Origin of the sequence: Comamonas sp. 23, from assembly GCF_049601575.1 — a bacterium.
Lineage (GTDB): Bacteria > Pseudomonadota > Gammaproteobacteria > Burkholderiales > Burkholderiaceae_C > Comamonas > Comamonas squillarum.
In genome coordinates this window covers 271,019-291,330 of the sequence record NZ_CP187127.1, presented here as the reverse complement: position 1 = coordinate 291,330, position 20,312 = coordinate 271,019, and the positions used below count along the sequence as shown (strand labels likewise).

15 protein-coding genes are annotated in these 20,312 nt (G+C 62.4%); 3 read left to right on the top strand and 12 right to left on the bottom strand.

The annotated features are described in order from the left end of the window. Positions 1-265: 265 nt before the first annotated feature. Positions 266-2,668 (top strand): glucose/quinate/shikimate family membrane-bound PQQ-dependent dehydrogenase, encoded by a 2,403-nt coding sequence (locus ACPEE1_RS01140; RefSeq protein ID WP_423934997.1) that lies wholly within the window; start codon positions 266-268, stop codon positions 2,666-2,668. 106 nt (positions 2,669-2,774) lie between these two features. Here ACPEE1_RS01140 and ACPEE1_RS01135 read toward each other — a convergent pair whose 3' ends face one another. The 6 genes from ACPEE1_RS01135 to ACPEE1_RS01110 form a co-directional block, all read right to left on the bottom strand. Next, positions 2,775-4,499 (bottom strand): acetyl/propionyl/methylcrotonyl-CoA carboxylase subunit alpha, encoded by a 1,725-nt coding sequence (locus tag ACPEE1_RS01135; RefSeq protein WP_423934996.1) that lies wholly within the window; start codon positions 4,497-4,499, stop codon positions 2,775-2,777. Positions 4,500-4,635: 136 nt separating this feature from the next. Further along, on the bottom strand, positions 4,636-6,228 hold the full coding sequence (locus ACPEE1_RS01130; RefSeq protein WP_423936500.1) for a 5-oxoprolinase/urea amidolyase family protein: 1,593 nt from the start codon (positions 6,226-6,228) through the stop codon (positions 4,636-4,638). A 14-nt stretch (positions 6,229-6,242) separates the two neighbouring features. Beyond that, positions 6,243-7,019, bottom strand: a complete 777-nt coding sequence (locus ACPEE1_RS01125) for a LamB/YcsF family protein (protein ID WP_116925299.1) — start codon at positions 7,017-7,019, stop codon at positions 6,243-6,245. 22 nt (positions 7,020-7,041) lie between these two features. Further along, positions 7,042-7,710, bottom strand: coding sequence for a pyroglutamyl-peptidase I (pcp, locus tag ACPEE1_RS01120; protein WP_116925300.1), 669 nt, complete (start codon positions 7,708-7,710; stop codon positions 7,042-7,044). A gap of 24 nt (positions 7,711-7,734) precedes the next feature. Beyond that, the gene (locus tag ACPEE1_RS01115) at positions 7,735-8,691 is read right to left on the bottom strand and encodes a DUF979 domain-containing protein (protein ID WP_116925301.1); all 957 of its coding nucleotides are present in this window, start codon (positions 8,689-8,691) and stop codon (positions 7,735-7,737) included. Beyond that, positions 8,688-9,422: a DUF969 domain-containing protein gene (locus ACPEE1_RS01110; RefSeq protein ID WP_423934995.1), complete on the bottom strand. Its 735-nt coding sequence runs from the start codon at positions 9,420-9,422 to the stop codon at positions 8,688-8,690. The genes ACPEE1_RS01115 and ACPEE1_RS01110 overlap by 4 nt, the downstream gene beginning before the upstream one ends. 315 nt (positions 9,423-9,737) lie before the next feature. On the opposite strand from ACPEE1_RS01110, the gene ACPEE1_RS01105 reads away from it, so the two are divergent. Continuing rightward, entirely contained in the window at positions 9,738-10,412 is a 675-nt protein-coding gene (locus tag ACPEE1_RS01105) for a GntR family transcriptional regulator (protein ID WP_116925302.1), read from the top strand. A 29-nt stretch (positions 10,413-10,441) separates the two neighbouring features. Here the strand turns inward: ACPEE1_RS01105 and ACPEE1_RS01100 are convergent, their stop codons facing one another. After that, positions 10,442-11,506: a homocysteine S-methyltransferase family protein gene (locus ACPEE1_RS01100; RefSeq protein WP_116925511.1), complete on the bottom strand. Its 1,065-nt coding sequence runs from the start codon at positions 11,504-11,506 to the stop codon at positions 10,442-10,444. 332 nt (positions 11,507-11,838) lie between these two features. Between ACPEE1_RS01100 and recQ the strand changes: the two genes are divergently transcribed. Beyond that, positions 11,839-13,767: a DNA helicase RecQ gene (gene recQ / locus ACPEE1_RS01095; protein ID WP_423934994.1), complete on the top strand. Its 1,929-nt coding sequence runs from the start codon at positions 11,839-11,841 to the stop codon at positions 13,765-13,767. A 47-nt stretch (positions 13,768-13,814) separates the two neighbouring features. Here the strand turns inward: recQ and ACPEE1_RS01090 are convergent, their stop codons facing one another. From ACPEE1_RS01090 to ACPEE1_RS01070, 5 genes are all read right to left on the bottom strand, one after another. Further along, entirely contained in the window at positions 13,815-14,192 is a 378-nt protein-coding gene (locus ACPEE1_RS01090; protein ID WP_423934993.1) for a barstar family protein, read from the bottom strand. Between the two features lie 182 nt (positions 14,193-14,374). After that, entirely contained in the window at positions 14,375-15,007 is a 633-nt protein-coding gene (locus ACPEE1_RS01085) for a hypothetical protein (RefSeq protein ID WP_260718521.1), read from the bottom strand. A gap of 47 nt (positions 15,008-15,054) precedes the next feature. Then, a complete protein-coding gene (locus tag ACPEE1_RS01080; protein ID WP_423934992.1) occupies positions 15,055-16,779 on the bottom strand; it encodes a hypothetical protein in 1,725 nt (574 codons plus the stop codon). Positions 16,780-16,781: 2 nt separating this feature from the next. Beyond that, positions 16,782-18,503 (bottom strand): Hsp70 family protein, encoded by a 1,722-nt coding sequence (locus ACPEE1_RS01075; RefSeq protein ID WP_423934991.1) that lies wholly within the window; start codon positions 18,501-18,503, stop codon positions 16,782-16,784. Between the two features lie 201 nt (positions 18,504-18,704). Next, on the bottom strand, positions 18,705-20,267 hold the full coding sequence (locus ACPEE1_RS01070) for a hypothetical protein (RefSeq protein WP_423934990.1): 1,563 nt from the start codon (positions 20,265-20,267) through the stop codon (positions 18,705-18,707). Between the last annotated feature and the right edge of the window lie 45 nt (positions 20,268-20,312).

Here is a 20,312-nt window from a genome sequence, read left to right as displayed (position 1 = left end):
GGAAATCCTGGTGCACCACCATGGGCGGGCGCAGATGGCTGCTGCGCAAATCAAAAGCAAGACGGCGCCCATTGGGGTGCCCGGGCTTTTCCGCTGCTGCGCGGAAAACACCGCATTTGGCTGACAGACACTGCCATCGTCTGGTGCTGCAATAGTTGCCGACTCATCCAATTCAGCGGCCCAGAGACGAGAACGTTTAGCGACTGCTCCAATGGGTAGAAGTCTTCCGTTCAACCTTGGGCCCGATGGCCTGAAAGTGGAAGCAATGACGCAATCGCATGGCAAACCCATCGCTAGAAACTTCACCGTAGCGATCCTGGTCCTGGTGACCTTGTTTTTAGTAGGGGGCGGGGGATGGTTGATCGCTCTGGGGGGCTCGGCCTACTACCTGGTGGCAGGCCTGGTGATGGTCGTCATCACCTGGTGGTATGCGCGCGACCGCGCCGCTAGCCTGTGGCTGTATGCGGTGCTGCTGCTTGCCACCATCGCATGGGGCATCTGGGAGTCGGGGACCGATTTCTGGGCGCTGACGCCGCGACTGGATATCTGGTTTGTGCTGGGCCTGTGGCTGGTGCTGCCCTGGGCGAGCCGGCGGCTTAGCCAAAGCACGGGCGCGAAATCGCTGCTCTCGCTGGGCCTTGTGGCGGTGCTTGCCGTGCTGGGCATGAGCTGGTTCAACGATCCGCAAGAGGTCAATGGCAGCCTGGCGCGCGCGCCGTCGGCGCAGAAAACACCGGTGGCCGGCGTGGCCGATGCTGACTGGCCGGCCTATGGGCGCACCCAGGCCGGTGTGCGCTACTCGCCGCTGGCGCAGATCAACGATGGCAATGTGAGCAAGCTCCAGCTGGCCTGGAAGTACCAGACGGGCGACTTCAAGGGCGATGACGACTCGGGCGAAACCACGGCGGAGCTGACCCCTATCAAGGTGGGCAACCGCATGTTCATCTGCACGACCCACCAGTTCCTCGATGCGCTCGACCCCGCAACCGGCAAGCGCCTCTGGCGTTTTGATCCGCAGCTCAAAGCCGACCGCACCTTCCAGCATCTGACCTGCCGAGGCGTGTCGTACTACGACAGCGCCAACGTCGAGGGCAACAGCGCCAGCGTGCAAAAGAACCTGACCCAGGCCTCTGCCGAGTGCCCCCGCAAAGTCATTCTGCCGGTCAACGATGGGCGCCTGTTCGCGGTGAACCCGGACACCGGCAAGCCCTGCAGCGACTTTGGCAACCAGGGCCAGGTCGACCTGCAGGCCAATATGCCGTTCCCCTACCGTGGCGGCTACAACCCCACCTCGCCCCCGGTAGTGACGGGCTCGACGATCGTGATTGGCGGCTCCATCACCGACAACCTGTCCAACGCAGAGCCCTCGGGCGTGATCCGGGGCTATGACGTCAATACCGGTGCGCTGCGCTGGGTGTTTGACACCGGCGCCGAGGACCCGAACCAGATGCCGGGCGAGAAAGGCGAGTTTGTGCACAACTCCCCCAATGCCTGGGCACCGCTGGCCTATGACGCCAAGACCGACATCGTCTACGTGCCGACCGGCGTGGGAACGCCCGATATCTGGGGCGGCGACCGCACCGAATTGAAAGAGCGCTATGCCAATTCGATGCTGGCCCTGGATGCCAGCACCGGCAAGCTGGTCTGGAACTTCCAGACCACCCACCATGACCTCTGGGACATGGATGTGCCCTCGCAGCCTTCGCTGGTCGACCTCAAGCGCCCCGATGGCACAACGGTGCCTGCCATTTATGTGCTGACCAAGACCGGCCAGCTGTTCGTGCTCAACCGGCTGAACGGCGAAGCCATCTTGCCGGTGACCGAGAAACCGGTGCCGCAAAGCGTCAAGCGTGGCCCACAAACCAAGGGCGAGCATTATTCGCCGACGCAGCCCTTCTCGACATTGAACATGGGCCCGCACGAGAACCTGACGGACAAGAACATGTGGGGCGCCACCATGTTCGACCAGCTGATGTGCCGGGTGATCTTCCACCGCCTGAACTACGAGGGCATCTACACGCCACCGTCGGAAAACGGCACCTTGGTGTTCCCGGGCAACCTCGGCATATTCGAATGGGGCGGCATGTCGGTGGACACCGACCGCCAGGTCGCGTTCATGAATCCCTTGGGTCTGCCCTTTGTCTCGCGGCTGATCCCTGCAGACCCGAACCGCCCACGCACTGAAAAAGGCGCCGGCACCGAGCAAGGCGTGCAGCCCATGTACGGCACGCCGTATGGGGTGGAGCTCAATGCCTTCCTGTCACCGCTGGGTCTGCCTTGCAAGGAGCCCGCATGGATGACCGTCGCTGGTGTGGATCTCGCCACCCATGAGGTCGTGTGGAGAAAGCGCGTGGGCACCATCCGCGACAGCCTCCCCCATCTGATGCAGCTGCCGCCCATCAAGGCCGGTGTGCCCGGCCTGGGCGGCCTGATCTCCACCGGCGGCAATCTGATGTTCATTGGCGCGACGCAGGACAACTACCTGCGCGCATTCAACGCCAGCAATGGCGATCTGCTCTGGCAGGCACGCCTGCCAGCGGGCGGCCAGGCCACCCCCATGACCTACGACATCGGCGGCAAGCAGTATGTGGTCATCATGGCCGGCGGGCATGGCTCGTTCGGCACCAAGATGGGCGACTCGCTGATGGCCTATGCGCTGCCGGATTGATGGGCAGACGGATGGGGAGCCGTCGCCAATAACACCGCTCCCCAACGCATAAAAAGGGCCGCGCAACCCATGGCTGCGCGGCCCTTTGCATTGGTAAAAATGCGGCTTAGTCGATCCGTGCAATCACTGCACCGGCCGCCTGGTAGCTGCCCGCTTCCACCTTCAGGCTGATGCGGCCAGCGCGGGGGGCGTTGATCTGCATTTCCATCTTCATGGCTTCCATCACGGCGATCAGCTCGCCCTCCTGCACGCTGGCGCCATCAGCGACCTTCCAGGTCGTGAGGGTGCCGGCGGAGGCGGCAGTGACGGCCTTCTCGTCCACAGCCGCTTCCACGGGCGCTGGAGCAGCGCCAGGGGCCGACAGGCCCGACAGCAGGGAAGCGGGCAGGCCCAGCATCACGCGGCGGCCGTCGAGCTCGATGGCGACGCGCTGCAGGCCAGCGGTAGCGGCAGGCTGGGGTCGGGTTTCGGGCTGGGCATCCCACTGGGGCATCAGCTCGGTTTCGATCCAGCGGGTGTGCACGCCAAAGTGCTCGCCGTTGATGAAGTCGGCATGCGCCATCACGGCTTCGTGGAAAGGCAGCACCGTGGGCACGCCTTCGATCTTGAACTCCTTGAGCGCGCGGCGTGCGCGTTGCACGGCCACTTCGCGGCTGGGGCCCCAGACAATCAGCTTGGCCAGCATCGAATCGAACTGGCCCGCCACTTGCGAGCCCGATTCCACACCGCTGTCAACGCGCACGCCGGGGCCCGATGGGGCCTCGAAGCGGGTCACCAGACCAGGGGCGGGCAGGAAGCCACGGCCCACGTCTTCGGCATTGATGCGGAACTCAAAGGCATGGCCGTGGGGTGCAGGCACCGAGGTATCGGCCAGCACTTCGCCTTCGGCCACGCGGAACTGCAGGCGCACCAGGTCGGTACCGGTGGTCTCTTCGGTCACCGGGTGCTCCACCTGCAAACGGGTGTTGACCTCCAGGAACGAGATCGCGCCGCCTTGGCTCAGCAGGTATTCCACCGTACCGGCGCCCACATAGCCCGCAGCCTGGCAGATCTCGCGAGCCGATTGGTGGATGCGCTCGCGCTGCGCGTCGGTGAGGAATGGCGCAGGTGCTTCTTCAACCAGCTTCTGGTTGCGGCGCTGCAGCGAGCAGTCACGCGTGCCCAGCACCTGCACATTGCCGTGCTGGTCGGCCATCACCTGGGCTTCGATGTGGCGGGGCTTGTCCAGGAACTGCTCGACAAAGCACTCGCCACGGCCAAAGGCCGTGACCGCCTCGCGCACCGCCGCGCCATACAGCTCGTCGATGTCCTCGGCCTTCCAGATCACCTTGATGCCACGGCCACCACCGCCGAACGCGGCCTTGACCGCAATCGGCAGGCCATGCTCACGCGCAAAGGCATGCACTTCGGAGACATCCTTGACCGGCTCGGGCGTGCCTGCCACCAGCGGGGCACCGACGCTCAGCGCCAGCTTGCGCGCCTGCACCTTGTCGCCCAGCTGCTCGATGGCCGAAGGCGGTGGGCCCACCCAGGTGAGACCGGCACCGATCACCGCGCGGGCAAAGGCGGCATTCTCGGACAGAAAGCCATAGCCTGGGTGCACGGCATCTGCGCCGCTTTTTTGCGCCACTGCGATCAGCTTGGCGATGTCCAGATAGGTCTCGGCCGGGCGCTGGCCTTCAAGCGCATAGGCCTCATCGGCCATGCGCACATGCAGGGCGTCGATATCGGCGTCGGCATACACCGCCACGCTCTTGAGGCCGTGGTCCGTGCAGGCACGGATGATGCGGACGGCGATCTCGCCTCTATTTGCAATCAGAACTTTTTTCATGGCTGAGAAGACTCCAGACAACCAAAACACGACAGAGAAGTGCGACTGCCGCAGCGTGTTTCACGGCCTTTTGCAATCAACACTTCGCTCATAGCTAAATCCATTCAAGAACGGGCGCGCAGGCCCTGTTCCACACTCAGCCCACCAGGTCCGCAAAGGGCGCCAGGGGGCGGAATTGCAACCAGCCACCGACGGGCACTTGCGCGGCCAGGTCCAGGTGGTAGGAGGCAATGCAGGCGATGACTGGGTAACCACCGGTCAAGGGGTGGTCGGCCAGGAAAAGGACAGGCTGGCCACTGGCGGGCACCTGGATGGCGCCCAGGGCCGTGCCCTCGCTGGGCAGCTCCTGGGTTTGGCTGCGCACCAGAGCCTCTTGCCCAGCCAGGCGCAAGCCCACGCGGTTGGACTGGGGGGTCACCTGCCAGCGCTGCGCAGCAAACAGGGCCACGGCCTCGGGGGTGAACCAGTCGGTGCGCGGGCCCATGACGACATCGAGCACCACGGTCTCTCCGGCCTTGGGCAGCGCCGGCGGGTTCAGATCGGCGTCCTCCACGGCAGCGGCATCGCGCGCATCGCCCACGGCCAGGGTCTGGCCGGTAGCCAATGCGGCGGGGCCAATGCGGGCCAGGGTATCGGTGCTGGTACTGCCCAGCACGGGCTCGACCAGCCAGCCACCGCGCACGGCCACATAGCTGCGCACGCCGCTGTCGGGCTCGCCCAGCTGGATCACATCGCCATCGTTCAACGCAATGGCCGCATTGCGTTCGGCCTGCCAGGCAGCGCCGCTGGCGCTGCGCACGGTCAAGGGGCCGGTGGCGCCAGTGACGGCCACCACGGTGGCACCCAGGCTTTGCAATTGCAGGCCTGCGGCCACCGATTCGAGCACCGACAGGCGCGCATCGTTGCCCACCAGGCGGTTGGCACGGCGCATCGCGCCCTGGTCCAGCGCACCGGCGGCCGATACGCCCTGGCCAGCCTGGCCGGCACGGCCGGCATCCTGCACCAGGGTTTGCAGGCCGGTGGCACGCACGCGCATGCCGGCGCCGGTGTGCTCCGCCGCTGCCGGGGCTGGGGCTTGCACAGCGGATTGCTGCTGGAGCAAGGCCTGGCCAGCAGCAGTGCTGGCGTCGACAAAGCGCACCAGCATGCCCGGCTGCAGCAACGCAGGCGGGTCGCGCAGCAGGTCCCACATCGGCACATCGGTGCGGCCCAGCAGCTGCCAGCCGCCGGGGGTGTCATTGGGGTAGACGGCACTGAAGGTGCCGGCAATCGCCACCGAGCCCGCAGGCACCTTGGTGCGCGGCGTGCTGCGGCGCGGCACGTTCAGGCTCGGGTCGCCCCCGGTCAGGTAGGCAAAGCCGGGCGCAAAGCCGCAAAAGGCCACGCTGTAGTCGCTGCCGCTGTGGCGGCGAATCAGCTCGGGCACATCAATGCCCAGGATCTGCGCCACATCGGCCAGGTCCTCGCCGTCGTAGTGCACCGCGATCTCAACACGCTGGCCGGCGCTGCGGGCCTGGCGGCCCAGCTGCAGCGCAGCCATGAGGCGCTGCAGGTCGGCCGCGCTGGTCTGCCAGCGGTCAAAGGCGATCAGGATGGTGCGCGCAGCGGGCACCAGCTCCTGCACGCCAGCGGGCAGCTCGGCCTGCAAAGCAGCGAGCAGGTCCAAGGTGTGCTCCAGGTCCTGCAGCTCCACCAGCATGCTCTGGTCGCTCACCGGCAAAAAGCGCATCGTGCGTTCGTCGCTCATGCACCCGCCTTGTCCATGAAGGAGCGGATCTGCACGCCAGCGGCCTGCAGGTGCTCACGCACCGCCTGGGCCATGGCCACCGCGCCGGGGCTGTCGCCGTGCACGCAGATGGAATCGGCCTGCACCTCGACCACCGAGCCATCGTTGGCCTGCACCGTGCCTTGCTGCACCAGCTGCAGCATGCGCTGGGCGACCATCTCAGGGTCGTGCAGCACGGCACCGGGCTCGCGGCGCGATACCAAGGTGCCTTGCGGGGTGTAACCCCGGTCGGCAAAGGCCTCGGCGATCACCGTCAGGCCCGCGTCGCTTGCCCATTGCATCAGCGGCGAGCCGGCCAGCACCACCAGCGCCAGCTGGCCGCCCACGGCCTGCATGGCCTCGATCACGGCAGCGGCCTGGCGGCGGTCCTGGGCGATGGTGTTGTACAGCGCGCCATGGGGTTTGACATAGCGCACCGTGGTGCCTGCCGCAGCGGCCAGGCCTTGCAGCGCGCCAATCTGGTAGATCACATCGCTCACCAGGTCGGCATGGGCCACATCCATGTTGCGGCGGCCAAAACCGACCAGGTCGCGGTAGGCCACATGGGCACCGACCACGACGTTGTTGGCCTTGGCTTTTTTCAAGGTATCGAGAATGCCAGCCGGATCGCCTGCATGAAAACCGCAGGCCACGTTGGCGCTGCTGACGATGGACAGCATGGACGCATCGTCGCCCATGGTCCATGCACCCAGGCTCTCGCCCAGGTCGCTGTTCAAATCCATGGTGAGGGACATGGTGCTACCTTTCTTATGAATTTCAGTGGAGTTGGCCTGCGCTCAGCTGCAGATCCTGCTGCTCTGGATCATGCCGCAGCACGGCCGCAATCAGCGCTTCAATACCCTTGCACTGCGTCTCCACCGCCATGCTCGGGGCGCCGGGCAGCGCTGCGGCCATCTCGGGCAGGTAGGGCACATGCACAAAGCCGCCGCGCGTCTGCGCCCAGGCGGGCACGGTGTTCAGGCGGTGCATCAGGCCGTAAAAGACATGGTTGCAGACAAAGGTGCCGGCGGTGTTGCTCACCTCGGCGGGCACACCGGCTGCGCGCATCGCAGCGACCGCCTGCTTGATGGGCAACCGCGCAAAATAGGCCGCAGGGCCATCGGCGGCCACCGCCACATCGATGGGCTGCTGGCCGGCGTTATCGGCGATGCGGGCATCATCGACATTGATGGCCACGCGCTCGATCGACAAGGCCGTGCGGCCTCCAGCCAGGCCCAGCGCAATCACCAGGCTGGGCTGGTGCTGCTGCAAGGCGGCGTCCAGCGCCTCCAGCGCTTTGCCAAACACACAGGGCAGCTGCACGCCGACGATGCGCGCACCGCCGATTGCCTTGCCATCGAGCCTGCGGGTCACTTCCCACGCGGGGTTGAGGGGGGCTTTGTCAAAGGGCTCAAAGCCCAGCACCAGTACGGTTGCGTCAGTCATGCAGAAGTCCTGTGGTTGCGGCGATCAGTGGTTCATCAAAAAATACAACAAAAACACGTTGCAGACCAGGATGCCCAGTGCCGTGGGCACCTGCGCCTTGATCACCGCATTGCGGTCCGGCAGCTCCAGCAGCGCCGCCGGCACAATGTTGAAGTTCGCCGCCATCGGGGTCAGCAAGGTGCCGCAGTAGCCCGAGAGCATGCCCACCGCGGCCATGATGGCCGGGTCACCGTGGTACACATTGATCAGCACCGGCACGCCCACGCCGCCCGTCATCACCGGGAAGGCGGCAAAGCCATTGCCCATGATGACGGTGAACAGCGCCATGCCGACAACGTACACCACCACGGCCACAAAGCGCAGGTCCATGTTGATGTAGGTGGTGGTCACATGGGCCACGGCCTTGCCAACGCCGGCGTCCGAGAACACCAGGCCCAGCATGCCCAGCATCTGCGGCAGCACCATGGCCCAACCCATCGCATCGACCAGGCGGCGCGATTCGCGCAGCGATTGCACCGGCGATTCCTTCGTCATCTTGCAGGCCATCGCTGCACCGATGATGCAGCCCAGCGCCAGGCTCACCAAGGTGGCGTTCTTGGGGTCGATCAGGAAGTTGCCGCCGATCTTGAAGTCCTTGAGCAGCACGCTGCCGATCACGGTCACCACAGGGATGGCCAGCGCCGGCACAAACAGCTTGTTCTTCAGGCGCAGCGCGCTTTCCTTGTTCTCGGCATCGCTGCGCACTTGCGGCTTGCCGCCGCCTACGCCCTTGACCAGCACGATGAGCGCCAGCACGATGACGCCGGCACCGACCACTTCAGGCGGCATCTTGTCGCCCAGCAGGAACATGACCGCGTACAGGCCCCAGAACAGGCCGGTGGTCCAGCGTTTGGGGTTGCTGGCATCGAGCAGGTTGAAGACGGCCACGGCCGCCATGACCAGGCCGGCGAGCCAATAGACTTGGGTGATGCTGAAAATCATGCTGCACCTCCTTCACGGATGGTCGATGCTGCGGCAGGCGCGTTGGCCATTTCCTTGGCGATGTACTGGTCCAGACGACGCAGGCGGTAGGCATGGATCAGGAACGCGCAGATCGCCGTGGGGATGCCCCAGACGGCCACATGGATCGGCTCGACGTCGATGCCCGCTTCATGCAGGAAGGTGGTCATCAGCACAATCGCGCCGAAGGCCACAAAAATGTCTTCACCAAAGAACAGGCCGACGTTGTCGGTGGCGGCGCTGAAAGCGCGAAGGCGGTAGCGCAGCGCTTCGGGCAGCTTGCCGTAGCGGGTTTCGGTCGCACCTTCAGCCATGGGGGCCAGCAGTGGGCGCACCATCTGGGGGTGGCCACCCAAGCTGGTCAGGCCAATGGCAGCGGTCAGCTGGCGCGCGCCCAGGTAGACGATCAGCAGGCGGCCGGTGGTGGCCGACTTGATGTGGCCGATCCAGTTTTGCGCGTGTTGGCGCAGGCCATGGCGCTCCAGCAGGCCGATCACGGCCAGCGGCAACACCAGGATAAGCGGCAGGTTGCGGGTTTTGACAAAACCCGTGCCCAGCTCGGCCAGCACTTTTTGCAGGGGGAAACCCGCCAGCGCAGCGGTGACGAGCGCCGTCACGACCACCACCACAAAGGGATTGAAACGCAGGACGAATCCCACGATGATGACGGCCACCCCGAGGAGCGGCCAGAGGTTGACGATTGAGCTGTCCATGACAATACAAGGTTTGTTATAGGCACGGTTCCCAAGGACTGGGCACCGCATAGTTTTTGTTCAACAAATCATCAATTTGACCAATGGTAAATTTGAGTTTGTTGAACAATACAAAAGTTTAGCCAAACAAAACAAGCTTTCTTATCGGGAAAACCCGTACACATCTGCTTTCAAATAGCGATGTAGGCGAAATTCTCGTCTTTGTGGCGAAGAAAATCGCCACAGTGACCGATTCAGGGGCTGGGGCCAATGCGCTGGGCCGGGCCACAGGCCGCCGCTATCATGTGTATCAATCTCTGACTACCTGCGATCGCCATGAATGTTGCACTGCCTACTCTCTCGCTCAATGACCGCGTGGCCGAGCAGATTCGCGACCGCATCGTGCGTGGCGAATTCCAGCCCGGATCACGCCTCTCGGAAGTGGCGCTGAGCGAAAGCCTGGAGATCTCGCGCAACACCTTGCGCGAGGTGTTCCGCCTGCTGACCAAGGAAGGGCTGCTGCGCCATCTGCCCAACCGGGGCGTGTTTGTTGCCATCCCGTCGATGGCCTCGATCATGGACATTTACCGCGTGCGCCGCATGATCGAGTGCCAGGCGCTGCAGCAGGCCATCCCACAGCACCCGGCGCGCAAGGAAATGCGCGAGGCCGTCGCCGCCCAGAAGCAGCTGCGCGAGGCCGGCCGCTGGGTGGAGGTGGGCACCGGCAATATGCGCTTTCACAAAGGGGTGGTGGCGCTGGCCGATAGCGAGCGGCTCAATACCTTGTTCTCGCACCTGCTGGTGGAGCTGCGCCTGGCCTTTGGCATGCTGGGCGATGCCGAGTTCATGCATGCGCCCTATATCGACCTCAATGCCCACATCCTGGAGCGCTTTGAGGCCGGGGAGATGGAGCAGGCGGCCAAGCTGATGCATGACTACCTGACCCATTCCGAGCGTGTGCTGCTGAGCGTCTATGCCCGCCGCATGAGCGATGCGGGCATGGAGCTGTAAACGCCGCTGCGTTGAGGCCGCGCCGCCGTTCAGGCAGTTGCGGGGTAGAACAGCTTGCGCGCCGTGGCGCTTTGCACCGCCTGGGCGATGGCGCCAATGTGGTCGGGCGTGGTGCCGCAGCAGCCGCCCACGATGTTGACCAGGCCTTCGGCGGCAAACTCGTGCACCAGGCGGCTGGTGATCTCGGGCGTCTCGTCAAAGCCGGTATCGCTCATCGGGTTGGGCAGGCCGGCATTGGGGTAGCAGCTGATGAAGGTGTCGGGTGCGGCCTTGGCCAGCTCCTGCACATAGGGGCGCATCAGGGTGGCGCCCAGCGCGCAGTTCAGCCCGATCGACAGCGGGTTGGCATGGCGCACGCTGTGCCAGAAGGCCGTCACCGTCTGGCCCGACAGAATGCGGCCCGAGGCATCGGTGACGGTGCCGCTGATCATGATCGGCAGCACCTCGCCGGTCTGCTCAAAGGCCTCGTCCACCGCAAACAGCGCTGCCTTGGCGTTGAGCGTGTCAAAAATCGTCTCGACCAGGATCACATCGGCGCCGCCCTCGATCAGCGCCAAGGTCTGCTCCAGGTAGGCCTGGCGCAGCGCCTCAAAGGTCACATTGCGCGCGCCCGGGTCGTTCACATCGGGGCTGATCGAGGCCGTCTTGGGCGTGGGGCCCAAGGCGCCAGCCACATAGCGCTTATGGTCCGGGGTGCTGTACTTGTCGCAGGCCGCACGTGCCAGCTGGGCGCTCTTGAGGTTCATCTCATAGGCCAGATCGGCCATGTGGTAGTCCTCCTGGGCAATCGTCGTCGCACCAAAGGTATTGGTCTCGATCAGATCGGCGCCAGCGGCCAGGTATTTCTCGTGGATGTCGCTGATCACATCGGGGCGGGTGAGCGACAGCAACTCGTTGTTGCCCTTGACGTCGTAGGCAAAGTCCTTGAAGCGCTCACCGACGCTGCCAGGGCCGCTATAGCCTTCACCCCGGTACTGGGCCTCGCCCAGCTTGAAACGTTGGATCATGGTGCCCATTGCGCCATCGAGAATGACGAGGCGCTTGGCCAGGGTGGCGGGCAGTTCTTGGGCTCGGGTATAGCGGGGCAGTGACATGGCGGCCATTGTAGGGCGGCCGCCCGCCAGGCGTGGCGCCCAGGCGTTATTTGCCATACCGGCGCTGGTTGTATGGCGCCCGGTTGCTGCAGGGCCTCTACAGCACATCTGCATCACATCCACAGCGCAATTGCAAGGCATCCGCGCCACAAAACCGCCCGTTACCGCCCCACAAACCCCGCCCTACCGTTGCCGCGCCCCAAAACGCGCACAATAGCGCTTTGCGCCTGCGCCCGGGCTCCGTGTCTGGGCGACTTCTTCTGGCCCGTTGACGATACCCCGCTTGCGCGGCCCTCCCAGGGGGCTGGCACAGCTGCCTTCTCTAGCAATTTGTGACTTCCCTCGCCCACACCGTCTTGCAAGATGCCTTTGGCTATGCGCATTTTCGCGGCTCGCAGCAAGCCATTGTTGACCATGTGATTGGCGGCGACGATGCGCTGGTGCTGATGCCCACCGGAGGTGGCAAAAGCCTGTGCTACCAGATCCCGGCCATCGTGCGCCAGCAGCAGGGCCATGGCACCACCATCGTCATCTCGCCGCTCATCGCACTGATGCACGACCAGGTCAGCGCCATGCACGAGATCGGTGTGGACGCGGCCTTCCTCAACTCCACGCTGGATTACGACCAGACCCGCGATGTGGAGCTGCAGCTGATGTCGGGCGGCATCACCTTGCTGTATGTGGCGCCCGAGCGGCTCAACACGCCGCGCTTTCTGGGCCTGCTCGATGAGCTGCATGCCATGGGCAAGCTGGCCCTGTTCGCGATTGACGAGGCCCATTGCGTCAGCCAGTGGGGACATGACTTTCGGCCTGAGTACCGCGAGCTGACCGTGCTGCACCAGCGCTATGCCGGCGTGCCGCGCATTGCGCTCACCGCCACGGCCGATGCGCTGACCCGCGCCGACATCGTCGAGCGCATGCAGCTCGAATCGGCGCGCGTCTTCATCAGCAGCTTTGACCGCGCCAACATCCGCTACACCATCGTTGAGAAAAAGGACGCCACCGCCCAGCTGCTGCGCTTCATCGAGCGCGAGCACGATGGCGACGCAGGCGTCGTGTACTGCCTCTCGCGCAAGAAGGTCGAAGAGGTCGCGCAATCGCTGTGCGATGCCGGCATCAACGCCCTGCCCTACCATGCCGGCCTGGGCGCCGAGCTGCGCCAAAAGAACCAAAGCCGCTTTCTGCGCGAAGAAGGCATTGTGATGGTCGCCACCATCGCGTTCGGCATGGGCATCAACAAGCCCGATGTGCGCTTTGTCGCCCATGTGGACATGCCCAAGAACATCGAGAGCTACTACCAAGAAACCGGCCGGGGCGGGCGCGACGGCCTGCCCGCCGACGCCTGGATGGCCTATGGCTACCGCGATGTGGTCAGCCAGCGCAGCATGATCGACGAGAGCCCGGCGGGCGATGCCTTCAAGCAGGTGATGCGCGGCAAGCTCGACGCGCTGCTGGGCCTGGCCGAGGCCACCGACTGCCGGCGCGTGCGCCTGCTGGCCTATTTTGACGAGGTCTACGGCCAGGGCGGCGACTACGACTCGGCCCACCCCGAGGCCTCTGCCGCATCTGCCGAGAAGGCGCCGCGCTACCAGTGCGGCAACTGCGACAACTGCCTGAGCCCGCCCAAGACCTGGGACGGCACCGATGCCGCGCGCAAGCTGCTGTCCACCATCTACCGCGCCCATTCGGCCAGCCAGATCACCTTTGGCGCCAGCCACATCCTCGACATCGTGCGCGGCAAGGAAACCGACAAGGTGCGCCAGTTCGGCCACCAGCAGCTGAGCACCTTTGGCCTGTGCCAGGACTACACCGAACCCCAGCTGCGCGGCGTGCTGCGCCAGCTGCTGGCCATTGGCGCGCTGGCCACCCACAAGGTGCAGACCGAAGCCGGCTACAGCTTTGAGACCCTCACCCTGTGCGACGGCTCACGCGCCGTGCTGCGCGGTGAGCAAACCGTGGAGCTGCGCGAAAGCACCGCCGAGCGCAGCCCCAGCAAGCGCCAGCGCAGCACCAAACCCGCCGTCGCCGCGCAAAACCTGGGCCCCGACGAGCAGGTCCGCTTCATCAACCTCAAGGCCTGGCGCACCGAGGTGGCCAAGGAACACAACGTGCCCGCCTACGTGGTCTTCGCCGACGCGACCTTGGCGGCCATCGCCCAGCGCAACCCGCAGAGCCTGGATGAGCTGCAGGGCGTGAGCGGGATTGGGGTGAAGAAGCTAGAGGCTTATGGGGAGGCGGTGTTGCGGGTGTGCAGGGATTGATGCCCGGAATGAGCGGGGCGATGCATTGGCTTGATGCCCTGAGCTACTCAGGGCCCAAGCAATTCCACGATTCTTCCGCGATCTTTAGGATGGAAGAAGACCGCCAAGGAATGACTGTCTGAATCTTTCCAGTCCAACACTGCATCACGCAAAACTTCCAAATATATTCTTAGTTCTTGTTCTGGGATACTTGGCAATTCTGCATGCATCAAAACAACTTGCCTTTCTGTTATCCAGGACAAATCTCTAAGGCAGTCGTACAAGGCATCCCAATTAAACCCAAAGTATCCAGGAAAATGAAATAGCTGATCAATCTCTCGCAACAGCTGTTCACCGTTATGAATACTGAGGCCAAGAGATGCATAAAAAGCCCCATCTTCCTCAGCGCAGTGTTCTTCGAAATGGAATGGCGGTATTTGGCTCATAGATCGCAAAAACTCATTGCTTGTCTATAATAAAGAACACAACTCGATATTAAAATGCATTTTTATAGCCCTCATAAAAAGCGCTCAAATTGAATACTTCACCTTGAGCCTCAAGACTCGAAACAGACTTTCCTTTGGTATGGACTTAAATCACACCCTCATGATCAAACCCATCAGGATTACTACTTTGAGTGCAACTGAAAGAAATGGTAGGTCGGTGTGGCATCTGTAGTCCAAGGGCAGACTCCAAAGATCGCTTCAAGACCTTCACCCAACATTTGTGCAGTGAGCCAATCTTCAGTGACCTCTTGATCTCCTAAGCGATAAACTCTTTCCCATTCTTCAGGTGGATTGTCCTCATCTTCTTCAAGATAAGACGTTGCTGACAGCCATGTAGACTCAAACTGTTGTGGTTCGCCACTTTCAATGAGTGGAAGAAGCTCCGGAATGTCGGTTGTCTGCAATCTGGTGCGAGTCCGGACGCCATTTTCCATCACCGCATAGCCAAAACTTCCGCCAGAGTCGTAGTGACAGAAAGCTAAGAGATAGGCTGGGTTGCCAAGCCGCTCGGAAAGCGGCTGCATATCTGCATTCGGGTCTGCGAGCAGTCCCCAAACAAGATCGCCATTGCATACAAAGCAAACATCGTCAAAGAACTGCACCATGACATCGCTTTGATTTCGGATGTCAAATTCGCCTCTGTTTGGATGAGGGATTTCAACAGCGTTCTGACCAAAGAGTTGAGAGATGAATGCTTGAACGTCTTGAATCGGATTTGTGGGCCGAAATGCCACCCCTGACTGGGCAATACCCATGGAACCTCCTAGTAAGTAAATGAAGTAGAAATCTGTTTGGATTCTTACTATCTTCTTTCGTCTGTATTTACCGGCAAAAGCGACAAGGACATGTCGGATTGTTTGCAGGGTACGTCATGCGGACACTCCACAGCGCCTGCGTCCACTTCAGGCGGCAACCGCCAGTCGTAATCCGGCAGCTTGGCTTCGTTCATCAATACTTCCAAGGGAACTGTTGGCTTCTTGGCATCAGGCCAAACGTCTACATGGCGCAGTAGATATCCTAAAACTTTCGAATCAATATTCCGGTCAAACACGCTAACTCGATCGCTAGTCTTAAGGTTTTCGGTTTCGTCCTCAGTCTTCTGCGCATCGCACCATGCCAGCTCCTCCACGAAAGCCTTGGCTGATGCGATATCGCCCACCTGCAGCCATTGATTACGAACTGCGAAGCTGCGTAGCTGCACGCAATAGGGCGGTAATGGGTAAGACCGAACAAAGCCAAAGGCTCGGCCATCGGACAAGTTCAGCAAAAGATCGTCGTACAACAGCACTGGAGGTCCCTCCTGGCGATGATCTCGCGCCGGAGCCAATACGTTGGCAATGCGCAATGCCTGCTCCCAGCCGCGGATATCTGCTTTCATAGGAAAGCCAGCGCTACCGGCGCACTGAAAATAATCACGAAGATCTTTTGCATGTAGGTCCTGCCAAGCGGATGAACGGAACAAGGCCAACTTCTGCAAACACGCCTGGTCCAACCCAGCTTCTTGCCTTCGTTGGTCACGCACAGAAATCCAGTGATACGCAAAAATTCCGCCCAAGATCAGCACGACAATAAAAGCCATCTGAGCCCAAAAAGAAAAGGCATCTTCCCCCGCTTGCTCGGGCGCCAAGCGGAAGCCTTCTTTCAACCGCTTCCATGCAGGTAAAGCTGCCCATACTGAAAACCAACGCTCCGCGTGTCCCTCGGGCAGCCACCACGCAAGCCAATTGGGCAACTGCTGCTCAAAAAATTCCAGGGTGATCGGGGTCACCATTTGCATTCGCGCAACCCAGGGGTCAGGCTCACCCAACAAGGCAATTACCAGCTCTCGCTGCTTGGGCTCCAACGCAGCAAATCCGTCCAGAATATATTCAAGCGACTCTCCTGGCACACCGTTTCGCCGCCAGTCAAACAGGTTGTCCGCCGCAATTAACAGCGCACTGCGTCGCGCACCTAGCGCTCCGCCTTCAATGCGCAGCGCCAACTCCATCTCAAAGGCCTCGCGGTTCTCAAAGCTCTCCAGCATCGGGCTGGCCATCAGCCTCTGCAGCTCTGCCTGCGCCGCTTCAATGTTATTTGGAGAAAACTCCCATTGCCACGCATCCAACAGCTGCTCTGCAACAGCCATAGGGCTCATCACCAACAGCTTTGGCTCTGGCTGTGGTTCTGGCTCAGAGTTCGGCTCCAAATCGGTTCCAGGGCTTGGGTCAGCACTGCTGTGCTCATGCTGCTCTGTATTCCCAACTGGTGACGCCACGTCTCGCAAGTCCAGCGATTGCAAAGATTGCAGCGGTTCCAAAGGCGGTTGCTGCGGCTCCGTCTTATCAGGCTCTGCATCAGGGTGATCCAATGCTGCATTGCTTCGCGCATAGGCCATGGCCTGCTCGTAAGCACTGCGCAGTGCGATAAATGCCTCGGGCTGCGCCAGTTGGTCAATGTCTTTGAGCTGTCGTGCATAAGCCCGGCGCACCGCCCGCTCATCGGCGTCTATGGGCAACCCTAATTGTGCAAACGCTTCCTGCAGATTCATGACTATTCCGTATCCACCAGGTAATGCTCTGCCTCAATGCGCGCCAGAAGCTCTTGCAGCTCCTTACGTGGCTGGGCAAACTTGCGATCATCCTGCGTATCCAACGCGGCCTCAAATTCCGTAATCGCATCTGCCAGTAGGCTGCGCCACATGCCCAATAGCTGTGTATGGTGGCGTTCAGCTCTTGCGATCAGTGCGCGCACTTCCAAGCGATCACGGGGATGGAGTTTGAGCGCTTTCATGCGATCCAGGCTTTTTGCCAGTTCCTCAGGCGAAAGGCGCTCCGCCGAAGCCTCAATCACCAACTGCCGGGCGATGCCTTGGGGCTGGCCATGCCGCAGTAATACAGCCTCCACCTCCAGCAGGCCATTGGCATCCAGCGTAAAGCGCACGTCGGTCGCAAAACCATCATCATCGCTACGGTCTGGCAAAGGCATTTCCAGTTTGCCCAGCGCAATGTTGTCCTGCACCCTGCGGGCCTCGCCTTGATAGATCTCCAGGTGCAAATGCCGCTGGTCTGGCGTGCTGGGATAGAAGCGCTCCACGCGGCTGGCTGGGATGATGGTGTTGCGCTCCAGCACGGGCGACATAAAGCCTTCCTGCCTGCGCCCATCTGCCAGTTGCTTAGATACATGCACACCCAGCGTATAAGGGCACACATCGGTCATCACCCGCTCGGCCAGTGCAGCATCGCGCCCCCGCAGTGCCGCTTGCACCGCTGCGCCCAGCGCCACTGCCTGGTCCGGGTCCAGAGCGGTTTGCGGAAAGCGCCCAAACAGGCGGGTCACCAATTGCCGCACGGCTACCAGGCGCGTGCTGCCGCCGGCCATCACCACGGCATCCAGCTCCTGTGGGCGGATTCTTGAATCGCGCAGTGCGCACTCTACCGGCTGGCGCATGCGCTCCATCAGGGGCTCCAGCACGGTTTCCAGATCCTGCGCTGTCCACGTCATTGCCAGCGGCTTGCCGTCCAGCTCAATGCGCATCAGGGCCTCTTCCTGCACGGCCAGGCTGCGCTTGGTTGCCTCGGCCGCGCGCTGCAGCCGCGCAGCGGTCATGGGCTGCTGCGCCTGCTCTTCCGTCAGGCCCAGGTGCTGCACAAAGCGCCGCACCATCAGCACATCCACATCCTCACCTCCCAGGCGGTTGTCGCCTGCGGTGGCGCGCACTTCCATCACGCCGTCAAACAGCTCCAGCACCGATACATCAAAGGTGCCGCCGCCCAGGTCAAACACCAAAAACCGCCCTTCGCTCTGGTGCAAGCCATAGGCCAGAGCAGCCGCTGTCGGCTCGTTCAGCAAGGTGATATCGGTAAAGCCCGCCAACAACCCCGCCGACCGGGTGGCATGGCGCTGCACATCCGAGAAATAGGCCGGCACTGTTATCACCACATCGGTAACGACCGCACCCAGCTCCGCCTCTGCATCGGCCTTGAGCGAGCGCAGCACCAAGGCCGACAGCTCTTCGGCGCGCATCGCATGCGCTCCCAGGCGAAACACCCGTGCCGTTCCCATATCGCGCTTGAACACCGCAGCACTCTGCTGCGGATGGCTTTGCAAGCGCTCGCGTGCGGGCTCACCCACCAGCAGGCTGCCGTCCTTGTCCACGCTCACCACCGAAGGCGTCAACACCTGCCCCAAGGCATTGGGCACCAGCCTGGCTTTGCCGTCATGCCACACCGCCACCAGACTATGGGTGGTGCCTAAATCAATACCTACGAACATATTTCCTCAGCAGTCGATAAATCGCCCAACGTGATGCAAGCAGGCGCGCTATGGTTGTTGGCTGGTGCGAGCTTTCGCGATAGCGATCATTGAACGTATCAACATCCGCTGCGCGCCCTTCACTGCCGACAGGCAGCAGGCGACGCAGCGGATGCGGTTGGCGGATGCCTTTTTCATGACATCACGCCAACCCCCTCACCATCACAGCCCCAGCACATTGCCCTTGCTGTCCTTGATCTTCATCACGCTGCCCGTCGCGGGCGAGTGGCCGTTGTAGAAAAAGGTGGTGCTGGCCATCTCTTGCGGTGCTGCACCGACGGTGTAGAAGCCGCAGGTGGCGCGCCGCTCGGCAACGGATACGAACTGGCAACGTACGCTGCCCGTGCTGTTGGTGGCGACGCCATCGGTGATGCGGTCCAGGGTGGCGCGGGTGTTGACGCGCAGGTTGCCCTTGCTCATCGACAACTGCCAGTAGCCCAGCAGCGATTCCACAGGGCTGCTGTGGCCGGTCAGGTCCATGCGGATGATCTTTTTGGGCGCCTCGCGGGGGAACTGGATGGTGCCCTCGACCAGCGAATCTGCCTGCTGCAGATCGATGTAGGCCGCGCCGGCATCTTGCACTTCGTGGCCGGTGCGGGCGGGGCCGCCAAAGTAGCGGCCGCCTGCGTACTGGAACAGGCCGATATCCATCGCAGATTGGCCATACGCGCCCGAGCCCATGTGGAAGGTAGATGCGCCGGTGGCCAGGTAGTCAAAAATCTGCAGCACGGCCACGCCGTTTTGCACATCCATGCTGATACCCCGGCCTGGCTTGCCATTGAGCTCATCGGCCACCACCCAGGTGCCGTTGACGGGAATGCGCGAGGCGTTGCAGCTGTTGCCCGGCACAAAGGTTTGCAGCGCCGGCTGGCATTCGGCCGCATTGGCGCTGGGCACCGTGCCATTGGCCAGCAGGTGGCCCACCAGCTTCAGCGCCTTGCCCGATGCCTCGCTAGCCACGGCGGTGCCCGTTACATCGGCAGCGGCATAGCGAAAGCTCAGCGTGGGCAGGTAGTCCAAATCCGCTTGCGAAGCGTCTTGCGTGCAGTCAAAACCAGCAGCGCCCTGGCTGGCACGCTGGCAGTCGTAGTTGAGCTCGCGGATAACGGTAAACGGTGGCGCGATGACCTGGCTGAACGGGCGCAAGGTGAGCCGGTAGCCGGCGCCCGCTTGCACCAGATTGCTTTGCCAGACCTCATGCAGGTTCGTGCCGTCGATAGTGGCCCACACCGCGTTTTGCCCGCCTTGCATCAAGGCAGCGTTCTGGGGCTTGAAGGCATCGGCAGAGTCGCCTGCCAAAAAGCGCTCAATGACCACCGGCGCCTCCCCGGGGAACTGCACCGTGCCCTTCAGGCCGTTCTCGAAAGTGATCGTCACATTGCCTGCCTGGCCGGCTTCATCGGCCGTTAGCGCCTCGCTACCAAAGTAGCGGCCGCCTGCGTAGTAGGTCAGCGGCGCCGTCACCGTATTGCCCTGCATCACACCGAGTGCCGTGTGGAAGGTTGCCTCGCCATTGGCCTGGTAGTTGTAGACCTGCATGAAGAACGTGTCCTCCTGCACATCAATGGCCAAGCCACGGCCCGGCTTGCCATTGACTTCGCTGGTCACCACCCAGGTGCCCGCCTGCGGCGTAAAACTGCGCTCGGCCGCTTGCGCGCCGCTCGCCATCAACAGAGACACGGCTACCGGTACAGGGGCCAACCAGGCCAAAGAATGCTTCTTCATCCAAATATCCTTTTCAACACTAACGCACTAAAAAAACCTGCCAGC

Excerpts from the sequence above, each read along its gene's own strand:
- ACPEE1_RS01140 (WP_423934997.1), top strand. The coding sequence starts at position 266 with ATGACGCAATCGCATGGCAAACCCATCGCTAGAAACTTCACCGTAGCG.
- ACPEE1_RS01135 (WP_423934996.1), bottom strand. The coding sequence starts at position 4,499 with ATGAAAAAAGTTCTGATTGCAAATAGAGGCGAGATCGCCGTCCGCATC.
- ACPEE1_RS01130 (WP_423936500.1), bottom strand. The coding sequence starts at position 6,228 with ATGCGCTTTTTGCCGGTGAGCGACCAGAGCATGCTGGTGGAGCTGCAG.
- ACPEE1_RS01125 (WP_116925299.1), bottom strand. The coding sequence starts at position 7,019 with ATGTCCCTCACCATGGATTTGAACAGCGACCTGGGCGAGAGCCTGGGT.
- pcp (WP_116925300.1), bottom strand. The coding sequence starts at position 7,710 with ATGACTGACGCAACCGTACTGGTGCTGGGCTTTGAGCCCTTTGACAAA.
- ACPEE1_RS01115 (WP_116925301.1), bottom strand. The coding sequence starts at position 8,691 with ATGATTTTCAGCATCACCCAAGTCTATTGGCTCGCCGGCCTGGTCATG.
- ACPEE1_RS01110 (WP_423934995.1), bottom strand. The coding sequence starts at position 9,422 with ATGGACAGCTCAATCGTCAACCTCTGGCCGCTCCTCGGGGTGGCCGTC.
- ACPEE1_RS01105 (WP_116925302.1), top strand. The coding sequence starts at position 9,738 with ATGAATGTTGCACTGCCTACTCTCTCGCTCAATGACCGCGTGGCCGAG.
- ACPEE1_RS01100 (WP_116925511.1), bottom strand. The coding sequence starts at position 11,506 with ATGTCACTGCCCCGCTATACCCGAGCCCAAGAACTGCCCGCCACCCTG.
- ACPEE1_RS01090 (WP_423934993.1), bottom strand. The coding sequence starts at position 14,192 with ATGAGCCAAATACCGCCATTCCATTTCGAAGAACACTGCGCTGAGGAA.
- ACPEE1_RS01085 (WP_260718521.1), bottom strand. The coding sequence starts at position 15,007 with ATGGGTATTGCCCAGTCAGGGGTGGCATTTCGGCCCACAAATCCGATT.
- ACPEE1_RS01080 (WP_423934992.1), bottom strand. The coding sequence starts at position 16,779 with ATGAATCTGCAGGAAGCGTTTGCACAATTAGGGTTGCCCATAGACGCC.
- ACPEE1_RS01075 (WP_423934991.1), bottom strand. The coding sequence starts at position 18,503 with ATGTTCGTAGGTATTGATTTAGGCACCACCCATAGTCTGGTGGCGGTG.
- ACPEE1_RS01070 (WP_423934990.1), bottom strand. The coding sequence starts at position 20,267 with ATGAAGAAGCATTCTTTGGCCTGGTTGGCCCCTGTACCGGTAGCCGTG.